The 11,803-nt window shown below is 48.5% G+C and carries 11 protein-coding genes; 9 read left to right on the top strand and 2 right to left on the bottom strand.

Going from position 1 to position 11,803, the window contains the following annotated elements:
- The first annotated feature begins 36 nt into the window (after nt 1-36).
- From DK507_RS17855 to DK507_RS08335, 8 genes are all read left to right on the top strand, one after another.
- Nucleotides 37-774 carry a multiubiquitin domain-containing protein gene (locus DK507_RS17855; RefSeq protein ID WP_162558975.1) on the top strand — a complete coding sequence of 246 codons (738 nt, stop codon included), beginning with the start codon at nt 37-39 and terminating at the stop codon, nt 772-774.
- Nucleotides 749-1,945, top strand: coding sequence for a ThiF family adenylyltransferase (locus DK507_RS08365; protein ID WP_109355911.1), 1,197 nt, complete (start codon nt 749-751; stop codon nt 1,943-1,945). Before DK507_RS17855 ends, DK507_RS08365 begins: the two co-directional genes overlap by 26 nt.
- A complete protein-coding gene (locus tag DK507_RS08360; protein WP_109355910.1) occupies nt 1,942-2,406 on the top strand; it encodes a DUF6527 family protein in 465 nt (154 codons plus the stop codon). Before DK507_RS08365 ends, DK507_RS08360 begins: the two co-directional genes overlap by 4 nt.
- 86 nt (nt 2,407-2,492) lie before the next feature.
- Complete coding sequence (locus tag DK507_RS08355) at nt 2,493-5,882, top strand: TM0106 family RecB-like putative nuclease (RefSeq protein WP_109355909.1); 3,390 nt, start codon at nt 2,493-2,495, stop codon at nt 5,880-5,882.
- Between the two features lie 79 nt (nt 5,883-5,961).
- The gene (locus DK507_RS08350) at nt 5,962-7,386 is read left to right on the top strand and encodes a DUF2235 domain-containing protein (RefSeq protein WP_109355908.1); all 1,425 of its coding nucleotides are present in this window, start codon (nt 5,962-5,964) and stop codon (nt 7,384-7,386) included.
- 32 nt (nt 7,387-7,418) lie between these two features.
- Entirely contained in the window at nt 7,419-7,907 is a 489-nt protein-coding gene (locus DK507_RS08345) for an MbcA/ParS/Xre antitoxin family protein (RefSeq protein WP_254054307.1), read from the top strand.
- Nucleotides 7,908-7,978: 71 nt separating this feature from the next.
- Nucleotides 7,979-8,611, top strand: coding sequence for an RES family NAD+ phosphorylase (locus DK507_RS08340; RefSeq protein ID WP_367889554.1), 633 nt, complete (start codon nt 7,979-7,981; stop codon nt 8,609-8,611).
- 62 nt (nt 8,612-8,673) lie between these two features.
- On the top strand, nt 8,674-9,300 hold the full coding sequence (locus tag DK507_RS08335; protein ID WP_162558974.1) for a hypothetical protein: 627 nt from the start codon (nt 8,674-8,676) through the stop codon (nt 9,298-9,300).
- A gap of 69 nt (nt 9,301-9,369) precedes the next feature.
- Here the strand turns inward: DK507_RS08335 and DK507_RS08330 are convergent, their stop codons facing one another.
- Both DK507_RS08330 and DK507_RS17850 read right to left on the bottom strand, forming a co-directional pair.
- Nucleotides 9,370-10,578, bottom strand: a complete 1,209-nt coding sequence (locus tag DK507_RS08330; RefSeq protein WP_254054306.1) for a tyrosine-type recombinase/integrase — start codon at nt 10,576-10,578, stop codon at nt 9,370-9,372.
- 354 nt (nt 10,579-10,932) lie between these two features.
- On the bottom strand, nt 10,933-11,076 hold the full coding sequence (locus tag DK507_RS17850; protein ID WP_162558973.1) for a hypothetical protein: 144 nt from the start codon (nt 11,074-11,076) through the stop codon (nt 10,933-10,935).
- 37 nt (nt 11,077-11,113) lie between these two features.
- Here DK507_RS17850 and DK507_RS08325 point away from each other — a divergent pair, with 37 nt between their 5' ends.
- Entirely contained in the window at nt 11,114-11,722 is a 609-nt protein-coding gene (locus tag DK507_RS08325; RefSeq protein WP_162558972.1) for a DMT family transporter, read from the top strand.
- Nucleotides 11,723-11,803 lie beyond the last annotated feature (81 nt).

Below are 11,803 nucleotides of genomic sequence, written 5' to 3'. Positions count from 1 at the left end.
AGTCTCGATATAGATAGTCCATATCAAGACTCATATGTGGCTGTAGTCCAAGATCGAATCATCCGCAAGAGTCTTAAGCGAACGGTCCGTTACGGCCGCAGGAGTGTAATTATGTCCAAGTCTCGCAAATTTGAACTTAATGGTTCAGTTTATTCCATTGATGATAAGCTAGTTGACGGCCGCCAAATCCGTGTCGAAGCAGGGCTGGTTCCGGCGAGCCATCATGCAATGGTGCGTATTGATGAGGGCATTGCCCAGTCGGTTGGCTTGGAAAACGAGATAAAATTTGAGTCAGGCCAGATACCTGTTTTTCGATCATTTGAAACCGATGATATCCACACTTTCACTGTGAACGAACGGGGTTGGGAATGGGGTGCGGATGAGATTTCAGCAGATGATATCCGGCAAATTGCTGGGATTTCGGATGACCACGAGCTCTACTTGGACTCCGATCAGGATCTCCCAATTGCTGAGAATGGTTCGGTTAAGCTTGAAGGTGGTGGTGTCGAACATATCCGATCCCGCAAATCAGAGCCGAAAACCATCAAGATTATTGTGAATGCTCGGGAACGTGAAGTCAAAAAGGGCAAGATCAGTTTTGAAGAGTTGATTGCATTGGCTTTTGAAGTGCCACCTGTAGGTGCTCAGATTTGCCTGACAGTTAGTTTTCGTAAAGGACCGCCCAAGCGCCCAGAGGGCTCTTTAGTCAAGGGCGAGACAGTTCGTGTTGTTGAGGGGATGGTTTTCAATGTCACAGCAACTGATAAATCATAATTCGGATCTCCTTCGCCTGCAAGAAGATGGATATGAATTGGATATCATATCAGGACATATTGTGGTTCGGAACGTCCCATACGTGACCCAACGCAAGGCAATCAAGCGAGCCGATCTTGTATCAACTCTGACTTTGTCGGCTGATCAAACTCAACGACCTGATACACATGTTGCAATGTTTACTGGAGAGCTTCCATGCAATTCCAAAGGAGAGCCACTTCATAAAATTATCAATTCCAGCTCAACGCAGTCTTTGGGTGGGAAGTTGGTGATCACTCACAGTTTCTCGAGCAAACCCAAGGTTGGCTATTATATGGATTATTACGAAAAAATGTCCACTTATTGCTCAATTATTGCCAATGAAGCTGCTGTCATTGTTCCTGATGTCACAGCAAGGGTGCGCCGAGTGGTTGCCGATGAAGATATCAAATCCCCTTTTGTTTACCTAGATACCGGATCATCCCGCGCCGGGATCGGCGAATTAGCAGAAAAGCTGGCAGGAGAACGTCTAGTTATTATCGGTGTTGGAGGCACTGGTTCGTATGTTCTGGATCAAGCTGCCAAGACGCCCGCTGAAAGGATCGATATCATTGATGGCGATGATTTTCTTCAGCATAATGCTTTTCGTGCACCCGGAGGCGCTTCGCTCGGCGCATTGCGAGAACGTCCCAAAAAGGTAGATTATCTCGCGGGTATCTACTCCAACATGCACCGGCAAATCATTCCACATTCGGTCCGGATGTTGCCTGATAGCTTCCACCTTTTGGCTGACGCAACATTTGTGTTTCTTTGCTTAGATTCTGGTTTGGAGAAAGCGGCCATTGTTGCTGAACTTGAGCGCCTAAATTTACCATTTATTGATGTAGGAATGGGGCTCCATATGACAGACGGATCTCTGGTTGGGCAACTAAGGGTCACCACCAGCACTCCAAGCATGAGGGAGCAAGTGCATTTGAAAGACCGCATCCCGTTCGATAGTAACGGGTTGGACAATGTGTATGCTCGCAACATTCAGGTTGCTGATTTGAACATGATGAATGCGGCATTGGCCATTGTCCGTTGGAAGCGATTTCGTGGCTTCTATAAGGATTTGGAGAGTGAACATTTTTCGCTTTTTACTATCGATGGCAATCATCTTCTCAATGAGGATTTCATTGGAGAGGCTGCATGAACAACATTGCTCAATTGATTCCAAAATTTGTTCTGAACATACCTGAAGACCTTGAAGGCGGAATATTGTTTATTTCAGGGGAGCATCGCACGATGATACATTTGTGTGCGTGTGGATGCGGTAATGAAGTTGCTTTGCCAATCTCGCCTATTGATTGGCGTTTTACATTCGACGGCGAGACCATCTCTATATCACCGTCTGTGGGCAGTTGGAGTTTGAGCTGCCGGTCGCATTATTTCATTCATGAAAATCAAGTTCACTGGGCTGAGGATTGGTCAGATGAGCAAATTGAGGGCGGCCGTCGCCGTGATAGATTGCGTAAAGATAACTACTATCCAAAACTGTCACCACTTGGTGCTTCAACCCCATCTGCAGTTTCTCATAATGGAAAGAAACCAGCAGGCTGGGCTTGGTTGAGCAAGCTAAAGCACTGGATTACAGGGCGATTCGATAAAAAATAAAACCAATATGGGTGTACTTTAGTGTCATATTGCTCGTCGCAGGCTGAAATTTAAGTAAAGAATATAGTCAGTTATTGGGGGGTATTATGCAAATATTTAATGGAATGAAGCTTTTTTCAGCTAGCGATTTGATTAACTTCATTGGCTGCACACACTCAACTTTTCTGGATCTGAAGAACCTAGAGAATCCAATCATTTTTCCTCCTGACGATGAGCAGATGCAGTTGTTTCAAGAAAAAGGCCTTGAGCACGAACAAGCCTATTTGGATCAACTAAAGGAAGATGGGAAATCCATCATTGAGATTAGCGGTGACGTCGATATCATAGAAAAAGCTGAGATTACCAGGGCAGCACTCAAACAGGGTCCTGACGTAATATTTCAAGCGGCGCTTCTTGAAGGAAACTGGCAAGGCTATGCTGACTTTCTTGTAAAAGTAGACAGGCCTTCATCACTAGGCGACTATTCATACGAAGTTGCAGATACCAAACTATCTCGCACAGCAAAGCCCAAACACCTCATCCAAATGTGTGTATATTCGGAAATTCTGGGTAAAGAACAGGCTGTGGTACCCGAAAAGATGCATGTCTTTCTGGGAAATCATGAAACAGCATCTGTTCGCGTCGATTCAGTATTCCACTATTTTGAATTTGCGCGTCAGAGCTTCGTCAAATTTGTAAGCGAACCGCCCCAGCAATCTGAAGGAACGCCGTGCAATCATTGTTCGCTTTGCCGGTGGTCGTCTAACTGTGAAGCGCAGTGGGAAGCCGAAGACCATCTTAGTCTAGTTGCTGGTCTTGGTCGCGGTCAGGCTGCGATTTTACGTGAAAACGGTATTGCTGATTTAAAAATGCTCGCTGAGATTCCGACATCTCGGGAAATATTAGGAATTCAAAATGAAACTTTAGAACGGCTTCGTGATCAGGCAAGGTTACAGGCTGCTGAGCGCGAAACAGGCGAGCGCAGCTATGAACTTCTGCAAACACTGCCCGGTAAAGGTTTGTCCCGTCTTCCGCGGCCTTCAGAGGGTGACATGTTTTTCGATATGGAAGGCGATCCACTTTTCGAAGAAGGACTTGAATATCTTTTCGGGACAATAACCGTTGATGATGGCAAAGCGGTTTTTCACGAATTCTGGGCTCATGACAGAGATGAGGAAAAAAGAGCTTTTGAGGATGCCATGGATTTTATGGCGGCCCGTTTAGCTAGATATCCAGACGCACATATTTATCACTACGCGTCCTATGAAGAATCTGCCCTAAAAAGGCTCGCCATGTTCCACGGAACGCGTGAAGGCGAAGTGGACGATTTCTTGCGTGGCCATAAACTCGTGGATCTTTATCAAGTCGTTCGCGAAGCGATCCGAACATCCGAACCCGGTTATTCGATCAAAAACATGGAAAAATTTTACCTAGAAGATGCTCGAAGCGGAGAGGTTACAACTGCGGGGGACAGCATCGTAATGTATGAACGTTGGCGCACCCTCAAAGATGATAAATTGCTTAAAGATATCGGCGATTACAATGAGCAGGACTGTATATCCACGCTAGAATGTCGGGATTGGCTGCTGGGCATGCGCAGCAACGAAACACCTTGGTACGAAGGTGCAAGTGATGCAGGGGCGAAGGGTAAATCGGAAAGCATTTCCGAAATTGAAGCAAACGTTGCGGCTATGTCGGATGCATTATTGGCAGGAGAAGAGGGTGATGACACATGGCGCCAGTTGCTCGTTGATCTGCTCGAATTTCACCGCCGAGAAAGCAAACCGGGATGGTGGGCAATGTTTGCGCGCCAAGAGTTAGATTATACGGCTCTGCTGGAGGACGCAGAATGTCTTGCGGGATTGACAGCCCATCCAAATATTGGCCCGCGTGCGGACAAACGATCGACGATCCATGCGTTTCAATTTCCAGCTCAAGACTTCAAGCTGAAAACAGGAGATAACCCAAAACGCGCGATAACTCTGGAGCCAGCTGGCGAAGTTATTTCGGTTAATGAAGATGGATTGACGATTGAACTAAAGCTGGGACCTAGCAGAAGTACAATTGAGGAGGGAACGTCCCTCATTCCCTCTGGGCCGATTGGCGATAAGCCGCTGCGCAAGGCTGTTTACCGGTTTGCAGAAGCTGTCAGAGACGGTCGAGCAGAGCATTACTCCGCTATCGTCTCGATATTGCGCCGCGATTTACCCGCACTCATCGGCAGAGAGCACGGCTTCCCAATTATGTTGCCGGAAGAAGAGCCACTTGTTGCGACGATTGATGCCCTTCTCGCGCTCGATCACAGTCATTTGCTCATTCAGGGTCCACCAGGAGCGGGCAAGACCTATACAGCATCGCGGGCGATTGTTGCTTTGCTGAAAGCTGGCAAACGAATTGGTGTTGCTTCCAACGGCCACAAAGCAATTAATCAACTTATCATGGAAGTTGAATCGCTAGCGTCGGCAGAAGGATATTCCTTCAGAGGAATCAAAAAAAGCAGCCGTGAAGACCAGATGCTTGGCACGGGTGGATGGATTCAGGAGACGCTGGATAACAAAGACGTTTCAGGGTCTCATCAGCTCGTCGCCGGGACCACCTGGCTATTTGCCCGGGAAGAACATGATAGGTCCCTCGATTATCTATTCGTAGACGAGGCAGGCCAAGTGGGGCTCGCCAATATCGTGGCGATGGGTGTCGCGGCTAAGAACATTGTACTTGTTGGTGATCAGATGCAGTTGTCTCAGCCTATCCAAGGTACACATCCAGGCGGCAGCGGCGTGTCAGCGCTTCAACACCTCTTGGAAGATCACGCCACCGTTCCTGCCAATCGAGGCGTTTTTCTCTCAAAAACCCGCCGGATGCACCCTGATCTGTGCTCCTTTATTTCGGCCGCCGTCTATGATCGCCGATTGAGTTCAGCGGAAGGATTGGATGCGCAGCAGATTTTGGCTGACCCGGTGCTTGACCCTGAAGCTATTGCAGCGGCAGGACTGCGTTTTGTCTATGTGGATAGTGAGGGATGTACACAGCGCTCGGAACCTGAGGCCGCCCGCGTCAACCAAACTTATTGTGGACTGCTGGGTCAAACGTGGCGCGATAAAGATGGCGCCGAGCATGAAATTGGCACGGAAGATGTTCTGGTAGTCAGTCCTTATAATATGCAAGTGGAGCTATTGAAACGAACGCTGCCAGATGGAGCGAGGGTAGGAACAGTTGACAAATTCCAAGGGCAAGAGGCAGCAATAGTGTTGGTGTCGATGGCTACCTCAAGCGGTGAGGATCTTCCTCGCAACATTGAGTTTCTTTATAGCCGTAACCGCCTCAATGTCGCGATCAGTCGTGCTCGATGTTTGTCAATCATCTATGCAAATCCGCGTTTGCTCGAAATACCCTGCAATACAATAGCTCAAATGGAACTCGTTAATGGCCTGTGCTGGGCGCAGCGGTTCGCCGAGGCCCAAGCGGACAGAATATCAAACGCCGGAAATGGGCCTTAGTGCATGAAGCCACTGGAATCCGGGTTCCGGATTTCAATTATACTTCACCAACAATCTCCTTAAATTACGGAGTTTTCCAATGCCAAAAAACATATTGATATTTTCTGACGGTACTGGCCAAATTGGCGGATTGAAGCCGGATCAACGTCTGTCCAATATATATAAGATGTATCGTGCAATGCGTCCGGGACCGTCCTCGCCGATCAAACCTTCGCAGCAAGTGGCTTTTTATGATGCAGGCTTAGGGGCCGGCGAGGTTGGGGGCATGACTTTTAAACGTGTTCGGCACATATTAGAAGCAGCCGTCGGTACAGGAATAGATAAAAACATTACCGATTGTTATGAGCAGATTATTTCCTATTATGAACCCGGCGATAAGATATTCCTCTTTGGTTTTTCTCGAGGCGCTTACACCGTAAGAGCGCTTGCAAATGTTATGAACCTTTGCGGTGTACCTACCGAAATGCCGGATGGTTCACCCATCCCAAAATATGGCCCACGGTTGCGTAAGATTGCTGAAGATGCAGTGAATTACGTCTATAATCATGGCGCTGGTTATCCGCGCGGCCATAAAGAATATTCCCGCCAGCGCGAGGAAAAGGGAAAACGCTTCCGCGACAAATACAAATCTGCTCCTCCACAAGGCGAGCGGAATGTGCAGGGTAATGTTCAACCAGACTTTATCGGTGTCTTTGATTCAGTCGCTGCACTTGGGAACGGGGCAATTACTTGGCTGGTTCGTGGTGTATTCTTTGGAGCTGCGGCGTTGCTGTTCGCCGCGATATATTGGGTTTGGTCGCTATGGTTCACGATTCCATTTGCCGGTCTTTTGGGGGTTACAGGTTATTGGTACCTGAAAGTTTTAAAATCACAGTTCAAATATTATTCTCCGGATCCTGATAAGCCGCTCCGCTTTGGCAATCCGCTGCACTGGTATAAAATCTGGAAGAACGGGCATCGCGCAGTTTGGAACAAAGAGAATTATGATGGCTGGCTTGATTCTGATGTCGGATTTGCGAGACATGCTTTGGCAATCGATGAAGATCGAGCAGATTTCCCGCGAGTGATATGGGGCAGCCAAAAAGAAGCTGATAAGAATATAGATAAAAAACCAATTTGGCTAAAGCAAGTCTGGTTTCCAGGATGTCATAGCGATATTGGTGGCAGTTATTTGGAAGCGGAATCGCGTTTGAGCGACATTGCATTGGATTGGATGGTTGATGAGCTGCGTGATTGCTTTTCCGATGTTCAGATACAAGATAACCTTCTAGTGAGATCGCCAAATCCGAAGGGTTTGCAGCACCAGGAGGAGTTTCTCTTTAAATTCGGGCCATTTTCGAAAAGATGGAAAACGGGCCCAAGATATGTAGATCCCGGATTTACATTGCACGCCTCAGTGATTGAAAGGCTAAAAGCTGATGTCGTTCCGCAAGTGGGCGATATTAAGCCTTATCGACCTGTTCAACTAGCAGGGCATCCAGACGCGCAAGAATACTATCCATAGAATGGCAGGTTTATTGTCACTTGGGATGCCTAATGGCCGAATGGCGCTATAATCTTGACATTTGTCGTAAATGTTCTATATATGTGCCATATGTCAAGGAAGAGAATATGGTTCAACTTCGGGTTATAGCACAAGATGCGCCGCCCCCTATTGTTGGTTTTAGCGACGCTGAAGAGCGTGCGATGCAACGTGCAGCAATCAATTTATTTGATCGTTGGGAGCTAACCGATGCTGAGGCGGCCACTTTGCTTGGAGGTATTTCTGTACGCACATTTCAGCGTTGGAAGGATGGAAACTTAGGGCATGTAGGTAATGATCTTGCTGCAAGGCTTTCCAATCTTATGGGTATTCATAAGGCGCTACGGTTACTTTTTGCTGAGAACGAGCGCGTTTATGCTTGGATCAAAAAGCCCAATACAGCTTTTGGTGGGAATTCCGCGCTTGGTGTCATGCTCGCTGGTCAATTAACCGATCTGATGCGTGTCCGGCGTTATTTGGATACGCAGCGCAGTCCTTGGTGAATCCGCCATTATCTCGATTAGATTGGCGGCGCACATTCCGTCTTATAAACTCTGCATATCCGCCGATTGATTTGTTTGAAGATATCGCAGATCCTGCTGACTGGGCCGTATTGGCTCAAGCTGAAGGCAAGACCAATCCGCGTTTGGCTGAAACGATTGCCAAGTTGGATCTCATACCACCTGAGCGCCATGTAGGCGGCTTCGGAGCATCCTATGTGATGTCGCCTTTCACTCATTGCTCGGCCGATAGTGCTGGGCGGTTTCATGATGGTAATTTTGGCGCTTATTATGCCGCTAATAGCTTTGAGACCGCGCTGGCTGAAACCATATTCCACACGGTTAAATTTCTGACCGCAACGGACGAGGAGCCGGGATGGATCGCTCAAAAGCGTGAACTCATCGGCTCGATTGATGCGGAGCTTATAGATCTGCGCGGGGGTGATTATCTAGCGCTATTGGATCCGGTAGATTATACTGCCTCTCAAAGCTTCGCAAATGAGGCTAGAAAAGCCAATGTTGATGGTGTTGTGTACCCAAGTCTGCGGCAACCGGGCGGAGAATGCTTTGCTGCTTTTTGGCCAAATGTAATGAGCATACCGTTGCAAGGCCGTCATATTAGTTATCATTGGAACGGCAACCGAGTGGACTATATTCGTGATTTGGCGATTGATGGTGATGGGCCTGTTTATGCGCTGGATGAATAGGATCAGGTTATATTCTGCATCCAAATTTTTACCTTCTAGTGAACTAGCCACAAGGAGAAGCTTTGAGTTTGTCGATGCCCTTTGAGATTGATCACGTCGCTAGGGACAATGCGCTGCATCGTTGGGGATTACCAGAATGTCTTCATGTGCCCACGGGAGCTATCAATGAAAATGCGATTTCCAAGTATATCGGGGAAATTGTTGACGTCGTTTCATCCCGAACCGCAAATAGGGCGTTGTTAGTCAGGCGTGAGCAGCCGGTTCCCCCAGATAAAACTCTTCCGATCTGGGATTTGGAGAATGCGAAAACGCTCCACAGCCCAATGCAACTATGGGTTCATATAGATTATACAGGCTATAGATCTGCATATAAAAGGACATTTTCTGACGATGATATTTCAGGAAAAATCATAAGCCATTCTATGAATCGTCGGTTTGGCCGTCTGACGGGCTTTCAGTATGTGAGAGTTACGCCAGTATCCAGGGCGTCAAATTCCAGCAGCGCTACGCGAGAAGATTGGGCAATGAGCTTGTATGACCCGTTCAAGCAGACACAGGAAGAAATGCGCCGTGGCGCGGCTATTCGTTATGGTGATTTGGCCGACCTTATGTTGATGATGGACATAAAACTCGGCGGCGGCATTATGGATGTCATTAATGAAGGTCAGAAACTCGTGGAGCCGAGATAAGCTTCAGAGAGGAACCAATATTGATGGTTTCGTTCTTTCCTAGTTAGACAGCCGAAATTGCAAGTCGCGTTAACGCAATTGGCCGAGCAATCTACCCGCAGCCCCAGCTTCGGCGGCAAGTTTGCGATTGTATCGAAGCGGCATCTTCTCCGACTGCCACCGAAGCGCATCCATAATCGCACCAATATCTTCTCCTACAGAAAACAAATCCTGGGTCAGTCCCACCCGCGTCGAATGACTGCTGATCGCTGCAACCGCATCCTTGATGCTGTTCTTATCAAAGTCTGGCAGCAGCCCTCGATCAAATGTATCCTGAACCGCGCGTTTGAATATCGGCGGGATGGATCCCGGATGCAGCGCCTCGTCGCCTACCCGATACGTGGTTCGGGTCGGTACGGCTGCCTTGGGATAGCGTTTGCGCTGATCCCAAATTGCGCGGCCAGAAAGATCTCGCATATTGATACCGGGATGGGCAGGCTTTGCTTTACGGTGCCAAACGCGAACTCGTCGAAACAGGGGCCCAGTTTTGATTTCTCCTGCCTGCGTCCAGGCTTCGATTGCCTTGACGGACCGTGGCGACAAGTAGGCTGTGGCGCCTTCACCTATCTGGTCGCCTTTGGTTCGAGATATATTGAGCAACCGCGCATCGGCATCGAGGGCAGGCATAATATCGTCCAGTTGCACAGCCACCAGTTCAGATCGTCGCAGTCCCGTATCATAGGCAACCGATAACAGCGCGCGATTGCGCAGCCCAATCAAATTGTCTCCGCATGCCTCCAGCAACTGCTTGATCGCGATCCCACGCGGCTTATCGCGCAGCACATTTTTAACATCGCCCTTGAACCGGAGCGCTTTGGCCTGATTTTGTACTGAGCCATTTTTTCTGCGCAAGCCATAAAGGGTAAGCCGCACGGTTTCATTCTTTGTGGGATCGGAAAGATCAAGCAACCGATGAATTTTTGCAATAGAGGCGACATAGCGGGACAGGGAAGCTGTTTTGGCACCTTGCTCGGCTCGATGATTAAGATAAGCAGCTATTGTTGCTGGTTCGGAGGGAAGGGCAGGGAGGCTAGAGCGCCGGCACCACAGATCAAATGTTTCAAAATCATTGCGCAGGGCACGCAGTGTGTTGGCTGGGCATTGGGCCACAAAAGCGTTGAGCAGATCCCAGTCGATGTTTGTGTGGGGCGGTGCGGCAAAGCGAATATCACCGATCAGCTGCATGGCATGATTGTTCGTGGTTTCGGGAACCTGGGTAGCATCGATCGGATCAGTCATTTGCGATGGTTCCTTGCTGTGAATCGAGCTTGATTTGGTAGTCCAATCATCAGAATCGCGCAATAAATAGCATGTGATAATTACCCTTATCGCATGCTGATACATGAACCGCATGAGAGGTTGAAAGTAACAAGGCAGTTTGCTTTCAAAAAATCGCAAGTCCAATATCGGCTTTCGGGATAAAACGGACATAGGAATAATATAACGAATTTCAGGCAGGGTTTGTCATTGACGTCTGTGCAAGGTTGTAATTCGCATCCGTACGACCCAAACAGAAAACTCAAGTAAACGGCGCAATTGAAAGGCCGATATGTCTCCAATCATCGTTGGCCTCCTCCTCGCATCGGCACTGATTCATGCAAGCTGGAATGCCATTGTCAGGAACGGAGAGGATCGCCTCTGGTCGATTTCTATCATATGCTTGGTTGGTGGGATAGCCGCCTTACCCTTTGCTTTGGCTTTAGAACCGCCGGCCTCACCGAGCTGGCCTTTTCTCACTCTGTCTTCCTTGCTTCAGATAGGATATTGTCTATTTTTGGTTCGAGCCTACCGCGATGGTGAGCTTGCCAGTGTCTATCCTATAGCGCGAGGAAGTGCGCCTCTTTTGGTCACCCTTGGAGCCACCCTGTTCGCTGGCGAACTACCCGACAATATTGGTCTTGCTGGAATTGCGTTTGTCTCACTCGGCATAATTGTTCTCGCACTGGGAAACAATCGGCCCGATACAAAGTCGATCTTCGCAGCTCTCGCAGCCGGACTTTTCATTGCCAGCTATATGGTAGTCGATGGTCTGGGTGTACGCCTAGCCGAAAGTGCCACCGGATATGCGGCATGGCAGGCTGTCGTGGCGGGTTTTTTGATCCCATTATCTTATGTCGCGATAAGGCGGCGGGCACCTAGCCTACCCCGTGGAAAAGAGGGTGCACTAGTCGTTGTCGCCGGATTACTAGGAACGCTGGGTTATTGTATCGCAGTTTGGGCGATGAGCCTGACCACGATGGGCGGTGTTTCCGCCATTCGCGAAACCAGTATTTTATTCGCAGCGTTGATCGGCACATTCATTTTGCGTGAGAAGATGACGGTGCAAAAACTATTGGGGGCCATCACCGTGACCGGCGGAGTAGTGTGCCTTTCGATAAGCTAAATTGAACTGGAGGCAGCTTACCCTCACTTTGGTCCAAACCGGCTAGGCCACTTTCGTTGCATTGTTACGGATTAGTAGAAG

Origin of the sequence: Sphingorhabdus sp. EL138 (assembly GCF_900258045.1) — a bacterium.
In the GTDB taxonomy this organism is placed as follows: domain Bacteria; phylum Pseudomonadota; class Alphaproteobacteria; order Sphingomonadales; family Sphingomonadaceae; genus Parasphingorhabdus.
The sequence above is the reverse complement of the archived record's forward strand: the minus strand, read 5'-3'. Positions and strand labels throughout refer to the sequence as shown.